18 protein-coding genes are annotated in these 23,983 nt (G+C 62.1%); 12 read left to right on the top strand and 6 right to left on the bottom strand.

Going from position 1 to position 23,983, the window contains the following annotated elements; genetic code table 11:
* Positions 1-389: 389 nt before the first annotated feature.
* From PO883_RS11315 to PO883_RS11305, 3 genes are read left to right on the top strand one after another with little or no spacing between them, the layout of a single operon-like run.
* Entirely contained in the window at positions 390-1,175 is a 786-nt protein-coding gene (locus PO883_RS11315) for a hypothetical protein (protein ID WP_289309848.1), read from the top strand.
* Positions 1,176-1,178: 3 nt separating this feature from the next.
* A complete protein-coding gene (locus PO883_RS11310) occupies positions 1,179-1,331 on the top strand; it encodes a hypothetical protein (RefSeq protein WP_289309847.1) in 153 nt (50 codons plus the stop codon).
* A gap of 10 nt (positions 1,332-1,341) precedes the next feature.
* Positions 1,342-2,298 (top strand): hypothetical protein, encoded by a 957-nt coding sequence (locus PO883_RS11305; protein WP_289309846.1) that lies wholly within the window; start codon positions 1,342-1,344, stop codon positions 2,296-2,298.
* Positions 2,299-2,431: 133 nt separating this feature from the next.
* Here PO883_RS11305 and PO883_RS11300 read toward each other — a convergent pair whose 3' ends face one another.
* Both PO883_RS11300 and PO883_RS11295 read right to left on the bottom strand, forming a co-directional pair.
* Positions 2,432-4,009 carry a M20/M25/M40 family metallo-hydrolase gene (locus PO883_RS11300; RefSeq protein ID WP_289309845.1) on the bottom strand — a complete coding sequence of 526 codons (1,578 nt, stop codon included), beginning with the start codon at positions 4,007-4,009 and terminating at the stop codon, positions 2,432-2,434.
* Positions 4,010-4,290: 281 nt separating this feature from the next.
* Positions 4,291-5,508 (bottom strand): M20/M25/M40 family metallo-hydrolase, encoded by a 1,218-nt coding sequence (locus PO883_RS11295; RefSeq protein ID WP_289309844.1) that lies wholly within the window; start codon positions 5,506-5,508, stop codon positions 4,291-4,293.
* A gap of 161 nt (positions 5,509-5,669) precedes the next feature.
* Between PO883_RS11295 and PO883_RS11290 the strand changes: the two genes are divergently transcribed.
* Positions 5,670-7,706 (top strand): esterase-like activity of phytase family protein, encoded by a 2,037-nt coding sequence (locus PO883_RS11290; protein WP_289309843.1) that lies wholly within the window; start codon positions 5,670-5,672, stop codon positions 7,704-7,706.
* Between the two features lie 59 nt (positions 7,707-7,765).
* Here PO883_RS11290 and PO883_RS11285 read toward each other — a convergent pair whose 3' ends face one another.
* On the bottom strand, positions 7,766-8,326 hold the full coding sequence (locus PO883_RS11285; RefSeq protein WP_289309842.1) for an acyloxyacyl hydrolase: 561 nt from the start codon (positions 8,324-8,326) through the stop codon (positions 7,766-7,768).
* 131 nt (positions 8,327-8,457) lie between these two features.
* Here PO883_RS11285 and PO883_RS11280 point away from each other — a divergent pair, with 131 nt between their 5' ends.
* Complete coding sequence (locus PO883_RS11280) at positions 8,458-9,384, top strand: NAD(P)-dependent oxidoreductase (RefSeq protein WP_289309851.1); 927 nt, start codon at positions 8,458-8,460, stop codon at positions 9,382-9,384.
* A 180-nt stretch (positions 9,385-9,564) separates the two neighbouring features.
* Here PO883_RS11280 and PO883_RS11275 read toward each other — a convergent pair whose 3' ends face one another.
* Entirely contained in the window at positions 9,565-10,758 is a 1,194-nt protein-coding gene (locus PO883_RS11275) for a M20 aminoacylase family protein (RefSeq protein ID WP_289309841.1), read from the bottom strand.
* A 151-nt stretch (positions 10,759-10,909) separates the two neighbouring features.
* Between PO883_RS11275 and PO883_RS11270 the strand changes: the two genes are divergently transcribed.
* The 4 genes from PO883_RS11270 to PO883_RS11255 all read left to right on the top strand — a co-directional run bounded on the left by PO883_RS11270 (position 10,910) and on the right by PO883_RS11255 (position 17,787).
* Positions 10,910-12,988 carry a molybdopterin-dependent oxidoreductase gene (locus PO883_RS11270; RefSeq protein WP_289309840.1) on the top strand — a complete coding sequence of 693 codons (2,079 nt, stop codon included), beginning with the start codon at positions 10,910-10,912 and terminating at the stop codon, positions 12,986-12,988.
* A gap of 19 nt (positions 12,989-13,007) precedes the next feature.
* Entirely contained in the window at positions 13,008-14,066 is a 1,059-nt protein-coding gene (locus PO883_RS11265; protein ID WP_289309839.1) for an aminopeptidase, read from the top strand.
* Positions 14,067-14,304: 238 nt separating this feature from the next.
* The gene (locus tag PO883_RS11260) at positions 14,305-15,987 is read left to right on the top strand and encodes a long-chain-fatty-acid--CoA ligase (RefSeq protein WP_289309838.1); all 1,683 of its coding nucleotides are present in this window, start codon (positions 14,305-14,307) and stop codon (positions 15,985-15,987) included.
* A gap of 111 nt (positions 15,988-16,098) precedes the next feature.
* Positions 16,099-17,787, top strand: a complete 1,689-nt coding sequence (locus PO883_RS11255; protein WP_289309837.1) for a long-chain fatty acid--CoA ligase — start codon at positions 16,099-16,101, stop codon at positions 17,785-17,787.
* A 117-nt stretch (positions 17,788-17,904) separates the two neighbouring features.
* Here PO883_RS11255 and PO883_RS11250 read toward each other — a convergent pair whose 3' ends face one another.
* Positions 17,905-19,470 (bottom strand): alkaline phosphatase D family protein, encoded by a 1,566-nt coding sequence (locus PO883_RS11250; RefSeq protein ID WP_289309836.1) that lies wholly within the window; start codon positions 19,468-19,470, stop codon positions 17,905-17,907.
* Positions 19,471-19,920, bottom strand: a complete 450-nt coding sequence (locus PO883_RS11245) for an acyl-CoA thioesterase (protein WP_054265087.1) — start codon at positions 19,918-19,920, stop codon at positions 19,471-19,473. It abuts the gene before it with no gap.
* 62 nt (positions 19,921-19,982) lie between these two features.
* Between PO883_RS11245 and PO883_RS11240 the strand changes: the two genes are divergently transcribed.
* The 3 genes from PO883_RS11240 to PO883_RS11230 all read left to right on the top strand — a co-directional run bounded on the left by PO883_RS11240 (position 19,983) and on the right by PO883_RS11230 (position 23,960).
* Complete coding sequence (locus tag PO883_RS11240) at positions 19,983-21,806, top strand: ABC transporter ATP-binding protein/permease (RefSeq protein ID WP_289309835.1); 1,824 nt, start codon at positions 19,983-19,985, stop codon at positions 21,804-21,806.
* A gap of 129 nt (positions 21,807-21,935) precedes the next feature.
* Positions 21,936-22,484 carry a hypothetical protein gene (locus tag PO883_RS11235; protein WP_289309834.1) on the top strand — a complete coding sequence of 183 codons (549 nt, stop codon included), beginning with the start codon at positions 21,936-21,938 and terminating at the stop codon, positions 22,482-22,484.
* Between the two features lie 372 nt (positions 22,485-22,856).
* Entirely contained in the window at positions 22,857-23,960 is a 1,104-nt protein-coding gene (locus tag PO883_RS11230) for a hypothetical protein (RefSeq protein WP_289309833.1), read from the top strand.
* The last annotated feature ends 23 nt before the right edge of the window (positions 23,961-23,983 follow it).

The following is a 23,983-nucleotide window of genomic DNA, read 5'->3' as shown; positions in this document are numbered from 1 at the left end:
TCCGCAGATTCGTAGCGTCTTTCCCCCATCCATACATCAACCGTACAACAACAATTGGTGCTCGCAGGCGTCATTTGTCCATGATGTCATCATCCTGTCATATTCCCGTCATATGCTGGAACCCATAAAAACAAGAATAAGGCGGACACAATGAGCAGCAACAGGAACCAGAACACCAACTTCCCCTCCCCGCGAACGCGCCCGACACCGCGCGACATGCAGGTGGCGGCGGACACTCCCCCCACTCCGTGCGCGAACGTGACCCGTTCTGCGCAATACGATATCAAAGGCATCCCATCGGATGCCTTTTTTTTCGCCCCTGCCACAGGCCAGGCGCCGGCCTTGGACGCCGGCAGCCGCACGCACATTCAAATCAACCAGGAGACAACATGAAAAACGCCGTGAACAACGACACTGGCCCGGTCACCGAACAGCAGCGCATCTGGGCAGTGCGGATTGCCGCGGGAGTGGCCGGGACCGCGGTGCTGGCTACCCTGGCGCCCATTATCTGGGGCGCCGTCAGCGCCGGCTTGGGCTTGATCGCTCTCGCGCTGATTGGCGCTGTCGCTGTCGCGCTATTCCAGGCCCTCCCGCTGTTCGGACAAAAGCTGGAAAACCGCTTGCTGGCGGCGCGCAAGGCGGAGGCCCGCGCCAATCCGATCGAACAGTTGCAGAATTTTCTGCTGCAAAAGCGCCAGCGTGTGGTGGCGTTCAAAAAGGCGGTGGTGAACATCGGTGCCCAAATCAAAAGCATGAGCGACATGATCGAGGAGCGCAAACGGCAGAAGCCCGGCTACGACGCCAGCCGCCAGGAAAATGCGGTCAAGGCCATGAAAGACGCGCACGTACTGCTGGTCGTGAAATACAAAAATGCCGAACTGGCGCTGCTGCAGTTGAGCGAAGTCGTCGAAGACAAGAAATTCGAATGGCGCTTCGGCCAGGCAGGCCAGGCCGCGATCCAGAACCTGAACGCCACCAGCGGCCAGGAACTGCTGAACCAGATGCTGGCCGACGAAGCCTTCGACAGCGTACGCGACAACTTCAACCTGGTGTTCTCCGAACTCGAAATGGAAGCGGAAAAACTCAGCAGCGCAAAGGAGCTGTCGTTCGACGACGGCATGTCGATCGACCTGAGTGCGATCGGGATTGGCAGCACTGAAAAAGTAAGGAGGTAATCGATGTTCTGGAAATGCATCCGCTGGGGCGGCACGCTGATCGTGGTCTTGCTGGTACTTGCCGCAGCCTTCCTGGCGCCGCATAACGACGACACAGCAACCCCGGTCCAGCCGGTCGACACGCAAGCGCAGCCAAATAAAAACTTCAACTTTTAAAAAGGCACATATGAAAACCCGCGTAATGATCTCCCTGATGTTCGGACTGACCGTATCGGCCGCGCAGGCGGCCAAAATGGATGGCGCTCCGGCAGCCCCCTGCGAAGGACTGAAAGTGGCCACCGGCCCGGCCGGTAAAGGCTATTCCAAACTGTTCGCCGACCTGGTGCGCGTCTCCAAAAACACCATGCCGCTGTGCGAAGTCAATACCGAAGGCGGCCTGGATAACCTGACCACGCTCTCGATCAAGAAAGCCGATGTCGGCATCGTGCCGATGGACGCGCTCAAGAAAATGGCCGAAGGCGACGCCAATATCGCTTCCCTGATGGTGGTGGCGGCATTGAACAGCAACTACCTGCACATCGTTACCTCCGCCAATGGCCTGATTCTGGAAGGACCCAAGAAATACGGCGTGCTTAAAGGCGATACCAGGACGGTGCGCATCACCAAGATGTCCGAGCTGCGCGGCGCGCCGGTCGCCCTGGTCGGTTCGGCCCAGCTGATGGTGCGCCAGCTTGATAAGGTCCTCGGCTACAACATGCGCTACATCGATGTCGACAGCGACGCCATCGCGTTTCAAAAAGTGCTCTCGGGCGAGGCCTATGCCGCATTCTCGGTGGCCGGCTGGCCGCACGGCCAGATAACTCGCCTGGCGGCCAACAGCGGCCTGACCCTGGCCGGCTTCGACGTCCCGATCAGCAGCCCTTACAGCGTGCGCCCGTATAGCTACAAGAATCTCGGCGTGTACAACGTGCAGGCGCTGGCGGTACAAAACGTACTGGTCACGCGCCCGTTCAACGGCGCAAAAATCGGCGATGTCGCCGCACTCAGGAACTTGCTGGACCGCGAACTGCTGGAATTGAAGGATGGGGATTTTGAACCGGGCTGGAACGAGATCAAATCGTTCGAGAGCAAGGTCGAATGGCCGCGCTTTGCCGGCCTGCCGCTGGCGGCCAAAAAGAAGTAATACAGGATTGTCCGACAAGCGCGCAAGCCCGCTCCGGCGGGTTTTTTTAACGCCTGCATCCCCTCAAAACGATAAAGCCGCGCGAATCCATGAAGGATGCGCGCGGCCCGAACCGCTCACCGTAAACCGGCGATTATTGCGGCTTGTACGTCACTGTCAAGGTATAGCTCGACGACGTATAACCGTTCAACAGCACGTACACATCGCCATTGGCGGTCATGTTCACCGTGCACTTTTCGGTGCTGGTGGCACCGTCCGATTTGCAGGTGTAACTCGAGGTGGTCGGCACCGAGGTTCTGCGCACATACAGATCCGTGTCGCCGGTACCGGTGGTGGAGGAGACCACCGTACCGATGGCGGCCTTGAACGGGCCGAAGGTTTTCTTCTGGCCCGAGGTCAGGCTGCCGGTAAAGGTCTCGGTCTTGTCGCCGCCCACCACCACGCCATCGCTACCGAGTTCAATGGCGAACGACGCTGCCAGGCGCGCGAATTTGAGCGAGTGATTCGCCTGGCCGCCGGCATTGGCGAAGGTGTCGTTGACCGTGTGGATATACCGGTTCGACTGCGACATCGTCGTCTCGAACGGCATCGATGCGTAATAGCCCTGCGCGGTCCATGAGGCGTGGTCCGAACAGCCATAACCGCACCTGTCGTAGCCGATGGTCAGGGTCGGCTGATAAGTGGTGATCAGCTTGGCGACAAAGTCGTTCTGCAGGCTGTCGGTGTAATCGGTATAGATATAGATATCGTTGGCCGAGCCTTTGTAATTGGTCATGTCCAGCTGCATGACGCCGACCACATTCACATTATTGGCCTTGAAGTTCTGGGCAATCGCTTGCGAACCGCGCAGGCCCACTTCTTCGGCGGCATAACCGATCATCTTGATGGTGCGGCGCGGCTTGTAGCCGTTGGCAATCATCGAGCGCAGCACCTCGGTCATGCTGGCGATACCCGATGCATCGTCATCGGCGCCAGGTGCGCGCGAGGTTTCCCCGGTGCCGGAACCGACCGTCGAATCGAGGTGGCCGCCGAGCACAATCACCTCGGACGGATTATCGGTCCCGGTAATGGTCAGTATCACCGATTTCTGGTTGTAGCCGCTGTGCGTGAATTGCGTCACCGCGATGTCGGCGCGGCCGGTGGCCATGCCGGCCCATTTTTGCTTGAGCCAGTTGGACGCGTCGGAGCCGCCCGTGGTCGTATAAAAACGGTTGGTGAACGAGGACAACTCGGTAATCGTCGTACCGATATTGCTGGCCTGCATTTGCGACAGGACTGGCGTTACCAGGGCCTGGTTGTCGATCACATAGCTCGGCCGCGCGAGCGTGGCCAGGGCGGCCGTGCTGGCGGGCGCCACCAGCTTGGCCAGAGCGCGTTTGCCCTCGGCTTCGGTCTCGTGATACATGTACCCGCCACACCGCTTGAGCTCGTGGTGGATCGATTCGTTCAGTTTCAGCATTTCTTCTTCGTTCACTTGCACCAGGTGAACTCTTTCCGAAGCGACGAGGCCAGCCTGGTCACTCGTCCTCACAACCTGACTTTGGCGGGCAAGCGCTTGCGGCGCTACTTTCTGCAAATGCGTGTAGGCGGTGTCGCCCACCGTGATCCATCCTTTGCCCGGGGTGGCGGCAGTGGCACTGGTGCTTGCCATCAGCCCGGAAATCAGGACCGCAAGCAGGGCAGGCATCGCACGACGTTGAAATTGGTGCACTTGATTCTCCATCGGATTTTCCTTTTTTATAGATGGGCGTTGTAGCCCACTTGTCGAGCGATGGCGTGACCGGTGGGTCAGACGGCGCTCATCCAAAAAACAATGCAGCCGGAATTGGCCGCACCGGTCGGATGCCTGAATTGCATAAACGGTATGCATACTTTGAAAAAATATTATCACGAGGAAGCGTCGCACGACGCAGAGTGTCGGATTATGTTCACAGTAAATGTATATATAAATCAATGGCTTACGGCAATTTTGTATCCCTTGAGCATGAGCCGTTAAGGCAAGGAACTGCCGAGCTCGGTTGCGAAAGCTGCCGCCAGCCGGGCAAACTTGAGCGCGTGCACGGCTTGTCCGCCCGAGTTGGCGAAGGTATCGTTCTTGCTGTGGATATGCGGATTGGCTTGCGCCAGCGAGGACTCGAAAGGCATCGACGCCGGGTAGCCTTCGGCATGCCAGGAGGCATGATCGGAGCAGGCATAGCCGCAGACATCGCTGCCGACCCGGATTCCCGGCAGGTAGGCCGCGATCAATTTTTTGAGGAAATCGTTCTGCTCCGCATTGGTGTAATCGCGCAGCAGATAGATATCGTCGTCCGAGCCCTTGTAATTGATCATGTCCAGCTGCAGCACGCCGACCACCTTGATGCCGGCCTGGCGGAACGCGCGCGCCAGGTCTTGCGAACCGCGCAAGCCCACTTCCTCGGCCGCGTAGGCGATCAGCTTGATGGTGCGGCGCGGCCGGTACTTGCTCTCGCTCAGCGCGCGCAGCACCTCGCTCAGGCCGGCCACGCCGGACGCATCGTCATCGGCGCCGGGGGCTTGCGGCGCACCCTGTTCCTCCATGGCGTGCGTATTGATCGAATCGAGATGGGCGCCGATCACGACCACCTCATCGGCCAGGTCGGACCCGGCAATCGTGGCGATCACCGATGCCTGCGGGTATCCCGCGTGCGCGAACGTCTCCACCAGCACCTTGCCGTGACGCGCGCTGATGGCCACCCAGTCCTGGCGCAGCCATTCCGATGCGCGTGCCCCATGCGTGCTGTTGTAGAAACGGTCGGGGAAGGCGGCCAGCGCGGCGATGGTGCGCGCGATCTGTTTCGCCTCCATGCGCGCCAGCAGCGGCGCGACCCTGGCCTGGTTGCCGATCCCGTAGGCTGGCTGCACCAGGCCGGGCAAGGGCGCCGCCACGCCCTGCGCCAGGCTGCGCTGGGCACTGGCTTGATCGGGGTGAAACATGAAGCCCCCGCAATGCCCGAGCTTGTCATGCAGCAGGCGCGCCATCCGCCCCACGTCCTGCGCCGGCACTTCCACCAGCACCACCGGCGCGCTACTTGCCGCCGGGGTGGCGGCGGGAGCATGCAAGCGCATGGCCGGCAGGGCAGGGCGCAGAAGATGATAAGCCGCTGCATCCACGGTCAGCCAACTGTTCTCGGCCAGCGCGCGTGGCGCCGCCGCCAACAGGATCGCCATGATCAGAATGCGCATCGCCATGCCCTCCTTCTGCCCGATGGAAAAAGCTTACTGCGCCTGTTCAGTAAAAGTTCAATTTCGAACGCAGGAAGCTTGATCTTCGTCAAAAAGCGATGTCATCCGCTGGTCATCCTCGCTCAGTAGACTCTGGCGTTTTCGACCGATTACCTGATGAGGCTTGCATGAAGTTTCTCCCGCAACTTTCCCTGATCGCGGCTGCGGCCGGCCTTGCGCTGGCTGGCTGCGGTGGCGGCAGCGACACCGTCCGCACCGGGCCCGCCGCACAAACCGGCGTGTTTCTCGATGCCGCCGTGGAAGGGCTCGGCTACGTTGCCGGCAGCAGTGCGCGCGCCACCACGAATGCCCGTGGCGAGTTCTCCTGTATAGTCGGCGAAACAGTTGCCTTCAGCATTGGCGGGATGGCATTAGGCAGTGCGAGCTGCGGCACGCTGTTGACGCCGCTGTCGCTTTCGGGAGTGACCGACGTGACCGACCCCAAGGTAGTGAACCGCTTGCTGGCCCTGCAATTGCTCGACGAGGATAACGACCCGTCGAACGGCATCAAGCTCGCTGCCGACGCAAAAGCGGCGCTGGCCGGCAAGACCCTCGATTTCAGCGCGGCCGAGCCCGCCTTTAACGCCGCGCTGGCAGGCAAGCTGGCGGCCGCCGGCAGTGCCTATGGCGGCCGCACCATCGACGCCGACCGCCGCATGCTGGCGCGCGAACATTTTGAAGACACCCTTGCCTCGACCATCGGCACGCCAGCCGTCGAACGCTTTACCCAGTCCACGCCTCTGGGCAATGTCGCCGCCAGCGTCACGCGCTATCAGGTCAGGGCGGCGGCTGGCTTCCACGTCCCGTACGAAGGCGCCAACGCGGCCGTGAAGGCGGAATTTCCGCAAGGCTTACTGCCATCCTACGGCTCCGGCCTCGCCTTCAAGGGCAAGAATGCCAACGGCGAGCTGGAGTTCTACGGCTTGACCGACCGCGGCCCCAACGGTGACGGCCCCAACCTGCCCGCACCCGATGGCAAGGGCAGCATGGGCAGCAAGATTTTTCCGTCGCCCAGCTTCACGCCATCGATCGGCGTGTTCACCATCGGCAAACATGGCGCCAGCCTGACTGCCAGCCTGCCGATCAAGGTCGCGCCCGGCGTCAACGCCTCCGGCCTGCCGGTACCGGCTGGATCGCTCGGCAACTCGGCCGAAATCCCCGTCTTCGACGCCATGAAGTTCGATCCCGTAGGCAAGGCGGTCTTCAACGCCGGCGGCATCGACAGCGAAGCCATCGCCCTCGATGCGCGCCGCAACGCCTTGTGGGTGACGGACGAGTACGGCCCCTTCCTGCTCAGGATTGACGCAGCCAGCGGCATCATCCAGGCCAGGTACGCGCCGGGCAGCGGCCTGCCCGCCATCCTCGCCAAACGCCGCGCCAACCGGGGCATGGAAGGCATGGCGTTCGACAGCGCCGGCGACAGGATCCACGCCTTCCTCCAGAGTCCGCTCAGCGATGGCACGGCGGCCTACGCCGTGACCGGCAAGAACGAACAGGTCGAGCGCTTCGCCCGTTTCACGCGCTGGATCGAGTTCGATCCGGCAAGCGGCGCGACCACCCGCATGTTCGCCTATCCGCTCGACCCCAGGGACTACGCCGATGGGCGCACCGGCAACGCCAAGCTGGGCGACATGGTCGCCCTGGGCAATGGCAAATTCATCGTCATCGAGCAGGGAGCCGGTCCCGGCGGCAAGGTATTCAACAAGCTGATGCTGGTCCAGATCGGCGACGCCAGCAATATCCTGGCGCCCGCCTACAAGCCGGACAGTTCCGACCTGGAAAAAAGCAGCATGAGCGGCAGCGCCATCAATGGCGCCAGCTGGGCCGGCGTGACACCCCTGAAAAAGACCTTGCTGCTGGACTTGAACGCGATCGGCTGGCTGGCCGAAAAGGCCGAAGGGCTGGCCCTGGTTGACGACACCACGCTGGCGCTGAGCAACGACAACGATTTCGGCATGGTCACCCGGATCACTGGTCGCGATGGCAAGACAGTGGCCGATGCCGACGTCACCAAATGCAATGTGAGCGCCGCCGGCGCCATCGTCAACAGCAGCGCGCCGGGCTGCGCCGAGGGCAACACGATCCGCGTCGGGCGCGGCGCCGACAAGGAACGGCCGAGCCGCCTGTGGCTGATCAAGTTCGACAAAGCACTGTCGTCCTACTGATCCGCCAAAGAAAAACGGCGCCCGATTCGCATCGGGCGCCGTTTACCAGGCATGCCGCATTAAAACCGGCGCGACGCCTTGAGCAGCAAAAAGTTCACGCCGCTATTGGGCTTTTTATAGCCGCCGTTCGAGAAGTGCTGGACTTTCATCCCCACATCCCATTGATTGGCGAACACATAGCCAAGGCCCAGATGGTCGCCGAACTGGAACGCGGTCGACAGCTGGTTGGAATCGTTGTCATAGCGCTTGGAGAGCAAGTTCAGGCCGATGCCCGCTTCGGCATACCAGCCGCTCAAGTCATCGGCCTGGAAACGAAGCACCGGCGTGAAGCCGATATTGCTGATGTTCTGGTGCCGGCCGTCAACGTTCTGGTACGCATTGCCACGCCATTGGGCGATCGAGGCATCCCAGTAACCGCTCAGGTGGGTACCATTCGACTGGAACCAGCGCTGGCTCCAGTCTTTTTGCACGCCGAAACGCACCATCTGGACCTTGGCGCCACCGCCGAATTCCATCGAGGCATGATCGATGACTTTATCGGATGCAAACGCACCCGGCGTCGTGGCCATCAGCGCAAGCGTTGCCAGCGAAGCACACAGCTTCATATTTAACAGGGACATAGAAGAGCTTTCTTAGATAGGCACGCTAATTCATAATGATTAGCGTGTTCACTATTGTACCGGCGAGGAAAAAATCGCGCCTTGGATCACGTGCGCGCACAATTTATTAAAATGACATTGCCATAAATAGACTGCAGGAGGCTAATCTGACCACGCACACTATCGCATTTCTCGGCATCGGCCTGATGGGCCACCCGATGGCCACCCGTCTGTCGCAAGCCGGCTGGACAGTGCATGCCTGGAACCGCTCGCCCGCCAAAGCCGACGCCTTGCGCAGCGCCGGCACCCACCCTTGCAGCAAGCTGGACGACGCCGTGCGCGCGGCCGACATCGTCATTTCGATGCTGGCATCCGGCGCGGTGGTTGGCGAACTGATCGATGCAGCCCTGCCCAGCCTGCGCCCGGGCGCCCTCTGGATCGACATGAGCTCCACCCAGCACGGCGAAGCACTGGCCTTCCATGCGCGCCTGGCTGGCGGGCAGGTCCGCTTTGTCGACGCCCCCGTTTCCGGCGGCGTGGCAGGCGCCCAGGCGGGCAGCCTGGCGATCATGGCTGGTGGCGCGCCCGACGACTTCGCCCAAGCCGAGCCCATCCTGCGCGCCATGGGACGGCCGACGCTGGTCGGCCCGGCCGGCAGCGGCCAGGTCGCCAAACTGTGCAATCAATTGATCGTGGGGGGCACCCTCAACATCGTGGCCGAGGCGCTGCTGCTGGCGCAGGCCGCCGGCGCCAATCCGGCCGCCGTGCGCGACGCCATCCGTGGCGGGTTTGCCGAAAGCCGCATCCTGGAACTGCACGGCCAGCGCATGCTGGACCGCAATTTCATTCCTGGCGGTCAGGTCACAAGCCAGCTCAAGGATTTGCAAAACGTGCTGGTGGCCGCGGCCGATGCCGGCCTGGTGCTGCCGGTGACCGCGCTCGTGACCGAGAACTACCGCAGCATCGCCGCCGACCTGCCGCGTGCCGACCACGCCGCCGCCCTGCTGGCGCTGGAAAAGATGAATCCGGGCCAGCGCCTGGGCACGGCACCGGACCAGTTGCCGCCCGACCGGTGTTGAACGCGCGCTGCGCGTTCTGAAACCACCGCCTCCGAAGCCGCTCCTTCCGAAGCCGTCAACCTCCAAACCGTCGCCCCCGCGCCAAGGCGGCACTCGGCGAGGCCCCCAGTTCTCAGCTCAGTCGCGGACCGCCGACTCACGCCGCGCTCCAGACCTCCACGGTAGTGGCTTCTTGCCAGCTTAAGCCGGCGCCAGCCGCATTTCCGCCAGCCGCACCCAGTAGCTGGCGCCGATCGGCAACAAGTTATCGTTGAAATCGTAGCTAGCGTTGTGCAACTGGCATGGACCCAGCCCGTGGCCGCCGGCCCGGTGGTCGCCCTCGCCATTGCCGATGAACACATAGCAGCCCGGCTTTTCCTGCAGCATGAAGGCGAAGTCTTCCGCGCCCATGGTCGGCTCGGTGTTGGCATTGACCTTATCCGGCCCGACCACCGCGCTCATCGCCTCGACCGCATAGCCCGTTTCACGCGCATGGTTCACCAGCGGCGGATAGTTGCGCTTGAATTGAAAGTCGACCGTGGCATTGAAGCCGGCCGCGCAATGCCGCGCAATCTCGCCCATGCGCTGCTCGATCAGGTCCAGCACCGGCGTGGTAAAGGTGCGCACGGTGCCGATCAGCACCGCCTCGTCGGGAATCACATTGGTGGCGCTGCCCGCATGGATTTGCGTGATCGACAACACCGCTGTATCCAGCGGATTTTTCTCGCGCGACATGATGGTTTGCCACGCCTGGGCAATCTGCACCGCCACCATGACCGGGTCGATGCCGCGGTGCGGCTGGGCCGCATGGCAACCCTTGCCCTTGACCACCACACGGAATTCATTACTGGACGCCATCATCGGCCCTGCCACCACGCCAAAGCTGCCCATCGGCATGCCCGGCCAGTTGTGCATGCCATACACGGCATCCATCGGAAACTGCTCGAACAGGCCGTCATCCATCATGCGGCGCGCGCCGCCGCCGCCTTCTTCGGCAGGCTGGAAAATCAGGTACACGGTGCCGTCGAAATTGCGGTGTTTCGCCAGATGATGCGCCGCCCCCAGCAGCATGGCCGTGTGGCCGTCATGGCCGCAGGCGTGCATCTTGCCCGGATGGCGGGAAGCATGGTCGAAGTGATTGATTTCCTGCATGGGCAAGGCATCCATATCGGCGCGCAGGCCGATCGCGCGCTTGGACGTGCCGTTTTGTATGATTCCCACCACGCCGGTCAAGCCCAGGCCGCGCACCACGGGAATGCCCCATTCGGTCAGGCGGGCCGCGACCACATCGGCGGTGCGGACTTCTTCGTAACACAATTCCGGATGCGCATGCAGGTCGCGCCGGATCTGCTGGAGCGCGTTTTGAAAGGCGATGATCGGTTCAACAAGGTTCATGTCATTCTCCACTGATGCTGGAATGTTAACCCATTTGCCGCACTATTGTAGTCCTTCTGGGGAGGGGGCAGGCAGACCGGTAACGGTTCTCATCAACAACCCTGGAATCGTATAAAGTAAGGGTTTCAACGTCTGTTTCCCTGGATCTTCAATGACCACCACCCAAGTCCGGGCCACCTGCCCGCACGACTGCCCCGATACCTGCGCCCTGCTCATCACCGTGGAAGACGGCATCGCCACCGAAGTCAAAGGCGACCCCGACCATCCGACCACGGCCGGCGTGCTGTGCACCAAGGTAGCGCGCTATGCCGAACGCACCTACCATGCCGAGCGCCTGCTGCATCCCATGCGCCGGGTCGGCAACAAGGGCGAGGGCAAGTTCGAGCGCATCAGCTGGGAGGAGGCGATCGACACCATTGCCAGCCGGTTAACAGAGATCGCCGCGCGCGCCCCGCAAGCCATCCTGCCGTACAGCTACGCCGGCACCATGGGCCTGGTGCAGGGCGACTCGATGTCGGCGCGCTTTTTCCACCACCTCGGCGCTTCCTTGCTCGACCGTACCATCTGCGCCACGGCGGGCTTTACCGGCTATAAATACACCATTGGCGCCACCATCGGCACCGATGTCGAGCAATTCCAGGATGCCAAACTGATCATCATCTGGGGCGGCAACCCGATCGCGTCCAACCTGCATTTCTGGATGCGCGTGCAGGAAGCCAAGCGCAAGGGCGCGCGGCTGATCGCCATCGATCCCTACCGGTCCCTGACGGCCGAAAAATGCCACCAGCACATTGCCCTGCTGCCCGGCACGGATGCCGCGCTGGCGCTGGGCCTCATGCACGTGCTGATCCGCGACAAGCTGGTCGATGAAGACTACATTGCCCGCTACACCCTGGGCTACGAGCAACTGAAAGAACGCGCCGCCGAATGGCCGCCGCAGCGGGTTGCCGACACCTGCGGCATATCGGCCGGGGAAGTGGAAAACCTGGCGCGCGAATACGGCACAACCGCGCGCCGTGGCGAGCCGGTAGCCATCCGCACCAATTACGGCGTGCAGCGCGTGCGCGGCGGCGGCATGGCGGTGCGTAACATCACCTGCCTGCCGGCCCTGGTGGGCGCCTGGCGCCATGCGGCCGGCGGGGTGCAATTGTCGGCCTCGGGCTCGTTCCCGGTCAACAAGCAAAAGCTGCAACGTCCGGACTTGCTCAAGCAGAGCGTACGCACCATCAACATGACCACCATCGGCGACGATTTGCTGCGCGACACATCAAACGCATTCGGCCCGAAAATCGAGGCCGTGATCGTCTACAACGCCAACCCGCTGGCCATCGCCCCCGACTCCGACAAGGTGATGCAAGGCTTCGCGCGCGAGGACTTGTTTACCGTCGTGCTCGAACATTTCCAGACCGACAGCGCCGACTACGCCGACATCCTCTTGCCCGCCACCACGCAACTGGAACACGTGGACGCCCACAACGCCTACGGCCACCTGTACATGATGGCCAACAACGCCGCCATCGCCCCGCTGGGCGAAGCCAAGCCCAACACGGAAATCTTCCGCCTGCTGGCGGCGCGCATGGGCTTCGACGATCCCTGCTTCAAGGAAACCGACGACCAGCTAGCCGCGCAATCGTTCGACGCCAGCCATCCGCGCGCCATCCATGTCGACTGGGATTCGCTCAAGCGCAAGGGTTGGCAAAAGCTGGCCATGCCGGACGCGCCGTTTGCCGAAGGCGGTTTCCCCACGCCATCGGGCAAGTGCGAATTTTATTCGGCCAGCATGCTCGCCGATGGACTTGACCCGCTGCCGACCCACATTCCGCCCTACGAATCGGTGGCCAGCAATCCGGAATTGGCGGCAAAATATCCGCTGGCCATGATTTCCCCGCCGGCGCGCAATTTCCTGAATTCCACCTTCGTCAACGTGACCAGCCTGCGCGCGACCGAAGGCGAACCGCAGCTCGACATCCATCCCGACGACAGCGCCGCGCGCGGCATCGAGCATGGCCAGATGGTGCGCATTTTCAACGACCGCGGCTCCTTTGTCGCCAAGGCGCGGGTCACGCCGAAAGCGCGCGCCGGGCTGGTGGTAGGCCTGTCGGTGTGGTGGAAGAAACTGGCCAGCGACGGCAAGAACGCCAACGAAGTGACCAGCCAGCGCCTGACCGACATGGGCCGCGCGCCGACGTTTTACGATACGCTGGTCCAGGTGGAAAAAGTAGCGGCCTAGAATCCCAAGGGGGTGCAGGATGAAACTGAGCAGACGGGCCCGGAACGGCCTGATGGCGGGCACGGCAGCATTGCTGCTGGCCAGTTGTTCCAGTCTGAACTATTACCGCCAGGCGGCCCAGGGCCAGCTGACCCTGCTCTCCGACGCGCGCCCCATCGACGACTGGTTGAACGACCAGGCCACCGACGCCAAGTTGCGCGTGCGCCTGGCCACGGCGCGCCAGATCCGCACCTTCGCCATCAAGGAACTGGGCCTGCCCGACAACAACAGCTACAAGAATTACGCGGCCCTGACCCGGCCTTTCGTCCTGTGGAACGTGGTGGCGGCGCCCGAACTGTCGCTCAAACCCATCCAGTGGTGCTTCCCGGTGGCCGGTTGCGTCACCTACCGCGGCTATTACAGCAAGGACGATGCCACCGACTATGCGCGCCAACTGCGTGCCGAAGGCAACGATGTTTCGGTCGGCGGCGTGCCGGCCTATTCCACCCTGGGCTGGTTCAACGACCCGCTGCTCTCGACCTTCATCCACTACCCGGACGCCGAACTGGCGCGCCTGATCTTCCACGAACTGTCGCACCAGGTGGTGTACGTGGCGGGCGACTCGCAATTTAACGAATCCTTCGCCAGCACCGTGGAAGAGGCCGGCGTCGAACGCTGGCTCAGCGGTTACGGCAATGAAGCGATGCGTGACAATTACCTCAAGATTTCAGCGCGCAAGAAACAATTCCTGGCATTGTTGCTGGGCTGTCGCGATGCGCTGGCGACAAGCTACGCCTCCAAAAGCGGCATTGCCGACAAGCGCGCCGCCAAGGTCCGCCTGTTCAAGCAATTGCAGGATGACTACCAGGTGCTCAAGGCGAGCTGGGGCGGCTACGCCGGCTACGACCGTTTCTTTGCCGAGCCCCTGTCCAACGCCCATCTGGCGTCGATCGCCACCTACAACGATTTCATCCCGGCCTTCCGCACGCTGCTCGCCCGCGAAAAAACGTTTCCCCGTTTCTATGCGGCCGCCAAAGCCTTGGCCGAACTCGACCGTGATGAGCGGCACCGCCGCCTGAAAGCGCTCGCTGGCGCCTGAACCCTGGCCCCAGTTTTTCTTCCATACCAATGGGTGTTGCGGCACCGCACCAAAAGTAGCGTGCATCAAGCCTGTCTGAAATAGCAGCAAAAGCGCTTGCATCGAAGCGCATCGCCCGATAGCATCACAGACAGCGTAATAAAGCGCACGCTCGGTTTATTTTCCTGAGCGAAAAAATACTGGTCGGCAATGTGCGCCGAATCCATATAACGATAATATTCTGAGACAGAGGCACACGATGGACAAGATTTGGCTGAAATCCTATCCCGGCAACGTCCCTGCGGAGATCGATCCCGACCAGTACGGCTCGCTAGTTCAACTACTGGAAGAATCTTTCCAGAAATTCGCGACGCGCAATGCCTACGTTTGCATGGACAAATTCCTCACCTACGCCGAGCTCGACCTGTATTCGAAGCGCATGGCGGCCTGGCTCCAGAGCCGCGGCCTGGCCAAGGGCGCGCGGGTGGCGGTGATGATGCCCAACGTGCTGCAATACCCGATCGCCATCGCCGCCATCCTGCGCGCCGGCTATACCGTGGTCAACGTCAACCCGCTGTACACGCCGCGCGAACTGGAGCACCAGCTCAAGGATTCGGGCAGCGAAGCGATTGTCGTCCTGGAAAATTTTGCCCATACGCTCGAACAGGTCCTCGGCAAAACCCCGGTCAAGCACATCGTCGTGGCCAGCATGGGCGAGATGCTCGGCGGCGCCAAGGGCATGCTCGTCAATTTTGTCGTGCGCAACGTCAAGAAAATGGTGCCGGCGTTTTCGCTGCCCAACGCCGTGCGCTTCAAGGAAGTGCTCGCGCAGGGCGAGAAAATGAGCTTTAACCCGGTCAAGGCCAGCGCTACCGACGTCGCTTTCCTGCAGTACACGGGCGGCACCACGGGCGTGTCCAAGGGCGCCACCTTGACCCACCGCAACATCATCGCCAACGTGCTGCAAAGCGAAGCCTGGTCGCAGCCGGCGCTGCTCAAGGCCCCTGTGGTCGAGCAGGTGGTGATTGTGTGCGCGCTGCCGCTGTACCATATCTTTGCGCTGACCTGCTGCGCGATGTGGGGCATGCGGGTGGGCGCCCTGAATATCATGATTCCCAATCCGCGCGATATCGGCGGCTTTATCAAGGAACTGTGCAAGTACAAGATCAACATGCTGCCGGCGGTCAATACCCTGTACAACGCACTGCTCAACCATCCCGATTTCACCAAGGTCGATTTCTCGGGCCTGAAGATTTCCAACGGCGGCGGCATGGCCACCCAGCAGATCGTCAACGATAAATGGAAAAAGGTGACCGGCAACTGCATCATCGAAGGCTACGGCCTGTCCGAAACCTCGCCGGTCGCCACCTGCAACCGTTCCGACCTGACCGAATTCACGGGCCACATCGGCATGCCGGTGCCATCGACCGAGGTGGCGATCCTCGACGACGACGGCCTGCCGCTGGCCCAGGGCCAGCGGGGCGAAATCGCGATCCGCGGCCCGCAAGTGATGGCCGGCTACTGGAACCGTCCGGATGAAACGGCCAAGGTCATGACCGCCGACGGATTCTTCAAATCCGGCGACGTCGGCTTCATGAACGAGGACGGCTTCGTCAAAATCGTGGACCGCAAAAAGGATATGATCCTGGTCTCGGGCTTTAATGTGTACCCGAACGAACTCGAAGAAGTCATCGCCAAGCACCCGGGCGTGCTCGAATGCGCCTGTATCGGCGTGCCCGACGAGCATTCCGGCGAGGCGGTCAAAGTCTTCGTGGTGCGTAAAGACCCGACCCTGACGGTTGAACAATTGATGGCTTACTGCAAGCAGGAATTCACCGGCTACAAAAAGCCGAAGTACATCGAATTCCGCAGCGAGCTCCCGAAAACCAACGTCGGCAAAATCCTGCGCCGCGTGCTGCGCGACGAAAAGCAGGTGGCGTAAGCGCCGCCGGCCATATCGCACCAGGTAATAACGCATTCGCTGATTCAAGCGGCACGACCGCCTGCGGGCGGTCTTTTGCATTCACAGTCATAGTTAACAGACGAGGCATAGATGGACAAGTTTTGGCTTAAGTCGTACCAGGAGGGCGTTCCTGCGGAGATCGATTACACGCAATACCGCTCGCTGACCCACCTGCTGGAGGAAGCATTCCGCAAGTACGCCGACCGCAAGGCCTACGTTTGCATGGACAAGTCCATCACCTACAGCGAACTCGACCGCATGTCGGCGCAGATGGGCGCCTGGCTGCAAAGCCGCGGCCTGAAGCCCGGCGCGCGCGTGGCGATCATGCTGCCCAACGTGCTGCAGTATCCGGTGGCGATGGCCGCCGTGCTGCGCGCCGGCTACGTGATCGTCAACGTCAACCCGCTCTACACCCCGCGCGAACTGCAGCACCAGATGATCGACTCGGGCGCCGAAGCCATCGTCGTGCTGGAAAACTTCGCCCACACCGTGCAGGAAGTGCTGGCCAAGACCCAGGTCAAGCACGTCATCCTGGCCACCATGGGCGACCTGCTCGGCCCCCTGAAAGGCATGATCGTCAACCTGGTGGTGCGCAAGGTCAAGAAACTGGTGCCTTCCTTTTCGCTGCCGGACGCGGTTCCGTTCAACAAGGTGCTCTCCGAAGGCGCGCGCCTCACGCTCACGCCGGCCACCCTGGGGCACGACGACATCGCCTTCCTGCAGTACACCGGCGGCACCACCGGCGTATCGAAGGGCGCGGTCCTGCTGCACCGGAACGTGATCGCCAACGTGCTGCAGAACGAAGCCTGGCTGCAGCCGACCCTCGACACCCTGCCCAAGGACCAGCAGTTGCAGTTCGTCTGCGCGCTGCCGCTGTACCACATCTATTCGCTCACCGTGTGCTCGCTCATGTCCACGCGCCTGGGCGGCATGAACCTGCTTATTCCGAACCCGCGCGACATGCCGGGCTTCGTCAAGGAGTTGAGCAAATACCGCATCAATATTTTCCCGGCCGTGAACACCCTGTACAACGGCTTGCTCAATAACGCCGAATTCGCCAAGCTCGATTTCTCCAGCTACCGCATATGCAACGGCGGCGGCATGTCGGTGCAGCAGTCGGTGGCCGACCGCTGGCTCAAGCTGACCGGCACCCCGATCATCGAAGGCTACGGCATGTCCGAAACGTCGCCGGTGGCCACTGCCAACCGCTGCGACATCCGCGAATTCACCGGCATGATCGGCCTGCCGTATCCATCGACCGACATCGCCATCCTCGACGACGACGGCAACCATGTGGCGCTGGGCGAGCGCGGCGAAATCGGCATCCGCGGCCCGCAGGTCATGGCCGGCTACTGGAAGCGCGACGACGAAACCGCCAAGTCGATGACCGCCGACGGCTTCTTCAAGACCGGCGACATCGGCATCATGGACGAGCGTGGCTACACCAAGATCGTCGACCGCAAGAAAGACATGATCCTGGTCTCGGGCTTTAACGTCTATCCGAATGAAATCGAAAGCGTGATCTCGTCGCATCCGGGCGTGCTCGAATGCGCGTGCATCGGTGTGCCGGACCATAATTCGGGCGAAGCGGTCAAGCTGTTCGTGGTGCGCAAGGACCCCAACCTGACCGCCGAAGACCTGCTCGAATTCTGCAAGGAGCAGCTCACGGCCTACAAAAAGCCGAAGTACATCGAGTTCCGCACCGAGCTGCCGAAGACCAACGTCGGCAAGATCCTGCGCCGCGAACTGCGCGAGCCTGTGCCCGCGGCAGCCGCTTAACCACCGTCGTTTCTGCCACTGGCAGAAACGACTCCCCGCGCCAAGGCGGCTCTCGGCGGGGACCCAAGTCCGCGGATAATCAACGGACTTGAGTTCCTGCCGGTGCTTCTATTGGCGCTACTCGATCTGGCGCGCACCCGGTTTACCGCTGTCGACTTCAAACCTCGCCAGCGTCGCCTTCCCCGACTGCGCATTGCGCACATCATCGAGCCCGACGAAGGTGGTCGTGGTCTTCCCGGGCGTCACCTCCATCAGCATGAAACCGCGCTTGTCGCTGCGGCCATACTTGGTGTGCCGGTTCATCTCCAGGTATTGCAGGGTGCGGACCTGCGGGCGCGAGCTTGACGTCACCGAGGTGCCGCAAAACTCGGTCGCGATCACCGGATTGTTTTTTGACGCGGGCCGGTTGAAGTCATTCTGCAAATCCGACGCGTAAAACGTGTGCACGTCGCCGGCCAGCACCACCGGATTGGCGGCCCCGCTTTTGCCCAGTGCATCGAACAGGCGCTGGCGCGCCAGCGGATACCCATCCCACCCATCGTTCCAAAAGCGCCCGTCGCCCGGTTTCACGATCGGCACCTGGGTCGACTGCGCCATCGGCGTTTGCTGCGCGATCAGGTTCCAGCGCGCCTTCGACGTGGCCAGGCCCTCGGCCAGCCAGGCTTCCTGCTCCCTGCCCAGCATCGAGCGGCGCGGGTCGCGCAGGGCCGCGCAGGCGCGCGTGACCGAACTCGAACCGCCCCGTCCCGCTGGCGAGCAGGCATGCGTGGCGCGGTACTGGCGGTCATCGAGCACGTGAAAGCGCGCCAGCCGCCCCCAGTCGTAGCGCTGGACCATGCGCATGCTCGCGTAGTCGCCCGGCCGCGCCAGCACCAGCCGCAGCGGCATGTGCTCGTAAAACGCCTGGTAGGCCGCCGCGCGCCGCAGGGCGAACGCCGGATCGCGCCGCTCGTCGCTGTCGGCCGCGTAATCGTTGGCCACCTCGTGGTCGTCCCAGGTCATGATCCACGGCGCCGCCAGGTGCGCGCCCTGCAGGTCGGCATCGCTCTTGTACTGGGCGTAGCGCGCGCGGTACTCGGCCAGCGAAAACGATTCCGCCGTGCGCAGCGCCGACTGCGGATGGCTTAAGGAGTAAGGCCCCCACTCATAGATATAGTCGCCCAGGAACGCCACCAGGTCCGGCGCGGCGGCCGCGATGTGGCGGTGCGCGGCATAGCTGCCGAACTCCCAGTGCTGGCACGACGCCACCGCCAGTTTCAGCGCGGCCGGCAGGCTGTCGGAGGCAGGCGCGGTGCGGGTGCGCCCCACCGGGCTGACCGCATCGCCCAGCATGAAGCGGTACCAGTACCAGCGGCCCGGCGCCAGGCCGCGCACGTCCACGTGCACGCTGTGCGCCAGCGCCGGCAGTGCGCTGGCCGTGCCCTGGGCCGCGATGCGGGTGAACGCTTGGTCGTGCGCCACTTCCCAGCGCACCGAAAAGGCCACTGGCGGCGTGGCGGCGGCGTTCAACGGGTCGTTCAGGATGCGCGTCCACAGCACCACCGAATCGGGCAGGGGAGAGCCGGAGGCGACCCCCAGGCTGAAAGGATAGGCGCTGCCGGGCGCGCGCGCGTGGGCGCCGCCGGCCGCCAGCGCCGCCAGCAGCCCCGCATGCCGCAGCACGATGCGGCGCTGCGCGTCCACTTACCGGTCTTGCGGGAACATCAGCTCATCGAGCGGCGGCACCTTGCGCGGCTTGCGGTCGTCGCCGGTGGCGACGTAGGTCAGCGTCGCCTCGGTCACCTTGACGGTGTTGGCCTGCAGGCGGTTACGCTCGGCGTAGACTTCCACGTACACGGTGATCGAGGTGTTGCCGACTTTCGTGATTTCTGCGTAAAAAGACAGCAGATCGCCGACGAACACCGGGTTTTTGAAGACGAAGGAGTTCACCGCCACGGTGGCGACGCGGCCGTTGGAGCGCCGGGTGGCCGGCAGCGAACCGGCAATGTCGACCTGCGCCATGATCCAGCCGCCGAACACATCACCGTAGACATTGGCGTCGGACGGCGCGGGCATGACCCGCAGCTCGGGCATTTTGCCGGCTGGGAGTCCACGGGTGGCGGGAGCGGGTACGGCGTTTTCTGGCGTGGTCATCGTGAATTCTCTTGAAAGGCTACAATCGACCGGAATTGAACCACAAATCCCAGAGCTCCGCCATGCGCCGTAATTCTTCGCCTCCGCCCCCCGTCGACCCGAACGCCCCACGCCGCAGCGACTGGGGCACCTTGACAACCCTGATTCCCTACCTGTGGGTCTACAAATGGCGCGTGATGGCGGCCCTGGCCTGCCTGATCGGGGCCAAGCTGGCCAACGTCGGCGTGCCGCTGGTGATGAAACAGCTGATCGACCAGCTGACCATCAATCCCTCCAGTCCCCATGCGCTGCTGGTGCTGCCGCTCGGCGCGCTGGTCGCCTACGGCGTGCTGCGCCTGTCGACCACCGTGTTTACCGAACTGCGCGAATTCCTGTTCGCGCGCGTCACCCAGCGCGCCGTGCGCACCATTGCGCTGCGCGTGTTCCGCCACCTGCATGCGCTGTCGCTGCGCTTTCACCTGAACCGCCAGACCGGCGGCATGACGCGCGACATCGAGCGTGGCACGCGCGGCGTCAGCTCGCTGATCTCCTACACCCTGTTCAATATTTTGCCGACCCTGGTCGAGATCACGCTGGTGCTGGGCTACCTGGTCACCCACTACGACATCTGGTTCAGCGCGATCACCGGCGTGGCGCTGGTGACCTACATCGCCTTCACCATCATCGTCACCGACTGGCGCACCCACTTCCGGCGCACCATGAACGACCTCGATTCCAAGGCCAACACCAAGGCCATCGACTCGCTGATCAACTACGAAACCGTCAAATACTTCGGCAATGAGGATTACGAAGCGGCGCGCTACGACGAAGGCCTGAAGCATTACGAGAATGCCGGCGTCAAGTCGCAAACCTCGCTCTCGGTGCTGAACACCGGCCAGTCGCTGATCATTGCCACCGCCGTCACGCTGATCCTGTGGCGCGCCACCGAAGGCGTCATCGCCGGCACCATGACCCTGGGCGACCTGGTACTGGTGAACGCCTTCATGATCCAGCTGTACATTCCGCTCAACTTCCTGGGCGTGATCTACCGCGAAATCAAGCAAAGCCTGGCCGACATGGAGCGCCTGTTCTCGCTGCTGGACCAGAACCGCGAAGTGGCCGACAGCCTTGAGGCGAAAGCGCTGGTCACGCACGGCGCCCAGGTGGCGTTCTCGAACGTGAACTTCAGCTACGAAGCGAAGCGCCAGATCTTGTTCGATGTCGATTTTACGATTGCGGCCGGGACCACCACCGCCGTGGTGGGCCACAGCGGCTCGGGCAAGTCGACCTTGTCGCGCCTCCTGTTCCGCTTCTATGACGTCAACGGCGGTGGCATCACCATCGACGGCCAGGACCTGCGCAACGTCACCCAGGAGTCGCTGCGCAGCGCCATCGGCATCGTGCCGCAGGATACGGTGCTGTTCAACGACACCATCGAATACAACATCGCCTACGGCAAGCCTGGGGCGAGCAAGGAGGCCATCGTGGCCGCCGCGCGCGCCGCATCGATCCACGACTTCATCGAAACGCTGCCGGACGGCTACGCCACCATGGTGGGCGAACGGGGATTGAAACTGTCGGGCGGCGAAAAGCAGCGCGTGGCCATTGCGCGCACCCTGCTCAAGGACCCGGCCATCCTGATTTTCGACGAAGCGACCTCCGCGCTCGACTCCAAGGCCGAACAGGCGATCCAGGCGCAGTTGAAGGAAATCGCGAAGAACCGCACCACCCTGGTCATCGCGCACCGCCTGTCGACGGTGGCCGACGCCGAGCAAATCCTGGTGCTCGATCACGGGCGCATTGTGGAGCGGGGAACGCATCAGACGCTGCTGGCCGCGAACGGCTTGTATGCCCAGATGTGGGAACGCCAGCAGGCCAAGCAGGATGAAGAGGCGGCGCTGGACTGACGCCCGGGCACTGTTGCACGGCCCGCAACCGAGGTCCACAGCGAGAAAAGTATTTACACAACACTGGTTTCCATGGGGGATTGTCAACCGGTTCCGCGTCACCGCTCTGGCGCCCAGTCTCTCTGGAATATGATCAGCATCGAACAAACCGTAGAATTAAGCCTTACCACTCCGCTGGAGAGCTGCTGCAATTGCGGCGCCACGCATGACGTGAATTTGTACCAAACGCCGCTGCGCCGCACCCGTTTCATGCTGTTTGTGGGTACCCAGTTGACGCTCCTGGAGACCTTTCCCTACTGCGGCAAATGCAAGGGGAGCGCGACCCGAGTGCGCAAGAACCTGATGTCGAAGCTGCTGGCCGCTTGCATGGTGTGCGCCGCGCTGTTCCTGATATTGGTGCTGTCGGCGTCCGGTTTGCCGAAGTTCGTGTCCGGGAATTTGTTTTACTTGTCCGTCATCGGTGCCGTTGTCGCGACCGGCGTCTATTTTTATCTGCGCGAAAAGGAGGGAGGCGAGCGTTCCTACTATCAGCCTGTCAGCCTGGCCGATGTGGATTTGGACTTCCGGTCGGGAGCCATCGAGTGCGTGACCTTGAAGTTCAGGAATGCCGCCTACGCGCGGGTGTTCGCAAAAGCGAACGCCGAGATAATGCGGGTGGGGATGCTCAAGATAGTTTGATATGTTCGCGAAGCTGAAAATTGATTCGCGACCCGGATTTTTCGGGGCCGACGATGACACAACGTGGCCCAACTGCGACAATAGGATGAAGTTGATATCCTGACGCAAAAAACATCTTGGGCTGCATGGTAAATTCGCGCCCCACCTCTCAACGACACACCTGCCAGGTCCATGTTGAAATCAATATCGTCCCAGATACTATTCTTGTCGATGAGTGCCATATCTTCCGCTGCTGAAGTACCCGCGGTGTCGGCGTCGCGGGCGATATCGTCATTGGTTGCGCAACCCGGAGGGCGGTTACGGGAACTGCGGGAGGCCGAAAATCATGCAGAAAGATGGAGAGCACGCGCGAATAGAAAATCGGAGGACAGCATGTGGGAATATGCGTCCTCGTTCGATACGCTGGCGGTAGCGCAGGCGTTTGCTGGAAGCGCGTCAGAAGCGATAGCGACGTCCAATGAAGGCAACCGCCTTGCGCAGAGCTTGCGCAAGCAGATCAGCGCCGCAAGAACGTCACAACTGGCACAGCTTCAACACGCTCGAGCTGAAAGCGCCATCGCGGCAATCGTCAAGGCGGCCGCGAATCGCCAGATCGTCATTCTCAACGAAGCGCATAACGTGAGCATGCATCGCGCTTTCGCCATGAAGCTGGCGCGGGAATTAAGGCGTATGGGGTTCGACTACCTCGCATGTGAAACATTTGCGACAGATCATCCGAACCCGATAGCGGGGGGCTACGTTCATCCCAATGACGGCTATTTTTCCCGGGAGCCGATGTACGCCACGTTTCTTCAGGACGCTGCCGCGGACGGCTGGAAGTTTGTCTCGTATGAGCCGGCCAGCAAAGCGGGCGTGTCACCTGAACAGCACGCGCGCCGCCGTGATTACGAGATGGCGCGCAATATTGTTACCCGCATTCTGGAGAAAAACCCGAAAGCCAGAATATTCATGTATGTCGGGTATGGCCACGGCAGCAAGATGCCGCTTTCGCAAAGCGAGGATGACAAGCCCTCGCATGTTGGCGCACAGCTTCGCCGCTTGACTGGCATCGATCCGCTCAGCATCGATCAGGTCACGCTGTTCCCGGAGTATCAGACACGTGAACAACAGACGCTTTACCGCGCGGCCGTGAAGTTTCATCCGCTCACGCAACCTTTTGTACTCAGTACGCGCGGCGGTCAATTCCTCACCGTCGGCAAATTGCCAGGCCAGTACGATCTCCAGGTCGTGTACCCTGGATACGGCATCGATAAGGAAACAATGCGGCCCACGTGGATGGCCAAGTTAGCTGGATTGGCACCCATGAAAGCTCCGGCTGACATGCTACCGAAAAGTGGACGGCGCTTGCTATACGCGTTTCGGGAAAATTCGCCTGATGACGCCATCGCCCTCGACATCATATCAACGACAGCCGGACAAGCTGCTCCCAGTTTCATGCTTGCGCCTGGCCGATACCGGTATCGTTATGAGGATTAGCATGCGCACCGGGCAGTGATCCA

The organism is Massilia sp. DJPM01, from assembly GCF_030348125.1.
GTDB lineage: Bacteria > Pseudomonadota > Gammaproteobacteria > Burkholderiales > Burkholderiaceae_D > Telluria_A > Telluria_A frigida.
The sequence above is the reverse complement of the archived record's forward strand: the minus strand, read 5'-3'. Positions and strand labels throughout refer to the sequence as shown.

What these genes read in the sequence shown, in the direction of transcription:
- PO883_RS11315 (WP_289309848.1), top strand. Translation starts at nt 390, where the DNA reads ATGAAAAACGCCGTGAACAACGACACTGGCCCGGTCACCGAACAGCAG.
- PO883_RS11310 (WP_289309847.1), top strand. Translation starts at nt 1,179, where the DNA reads ATGTTCTGGAAATGCATCCGCTGGGGCGGCACGCTGATCGTGGTCTTG.
- PO883_RS11305 (WP_289309846.1), top strand. Translation starts at nt 1,342, where the DNA reads ATGAAAACCCGCGTAATGATCTCCCTGATGTTCGGACTGACCGTATCG.
- PO883_RS11295 (WP_289309844.1), bottom strand. Translation starts at nt 5,508, where the DNA reads ATGGCGATGCGCATTCTGATCATGGCGATCCTGTTGGCGGCGGCGCCA.
- PO883_RS11290 (WP_289309843.1), top strand. Translation starts at nt 5,670, where the DNA reads ATGAAGTTTCTCCCGCAACTTTCCCTGATCGCGGCTGCGGCCGGCCTT.
- PO883_RS11285 (WP_289309842.1), bottom strand. Translation starts at nt 8,326, where the DNA reads ATGTCCCTGTTAAATATGAAGCTGTGTGCTTCGCTGGCAACGCTTGCG.
- PO883_RS11275 (WP_289309841.1), bottom strand. Translation starts at nt 10,758, where the DNA reads ATGAACCTTGTTGAACCGATCATCGCCTTTCAAAACGCGCTCCAGCAG.
- PO883_RS11270 (WP_289309840.1), top strand. Translation starts at nt 10,910, where the DNA reads ATGACCACCACCCAAGTCCGGGCCACCTGCCCGCACGACTGCCCCGAT.
- PO883_RS11265 (WP_289309839.1), top strand. Translation starts at nt 13,008, where the DNA reads ATGAAACTGAGCAGACGGGCCCGGAACGGCCTGATGGCGGGCACGGCA.
- PO883_RS11260 (WP_289309838.1), top strand. Translation starts at nt 14,305, where the DNA reads ATGGACAAGATTTGGCTGAAATCCTATCCCGGCAACGTCCCTGCGGAG.
- PO883_RS11255 (WP_289309837.1), top strand. Translation starts at nt 16,099, where the DNA reads ATGGACAAGTTTTGGCTTAAGTCGTACCAGGAGGGCGTTCCTGCGGAG.
- PO883_RS11245 (WP_054265087.1), bottom strand. Translation starts at nt 19,920, where the DNA reads ATGACCACGCCAGAAAACGCCGTACCCGCTCCCGCCACCCGTGGACTC.
- PO883_RS11240 (WP_289309835.1), top strand. Translation starts at nt 19,983, where the DNA reads ATGCGCCGTAATTCTTCGCCTCCGCCCCCCGTCGACCCGAACGCCCCA.
- PO883_RS11235 (WP_289309834.1), top strand. Translation starts at nt 21,936, where the DNA reads ATGATCAGCATCGAACAAACCGTAGAATTAAGCCTTACCACTCCGCTG.
- PO883_RS11230 (WP_289309833.1), top strand. Translation starts at nt 22,857, where the DNA reads ATGTGGGAATATGCGTCCTCGTTCGATACGCTGGCGGTAGCGCAGGCG.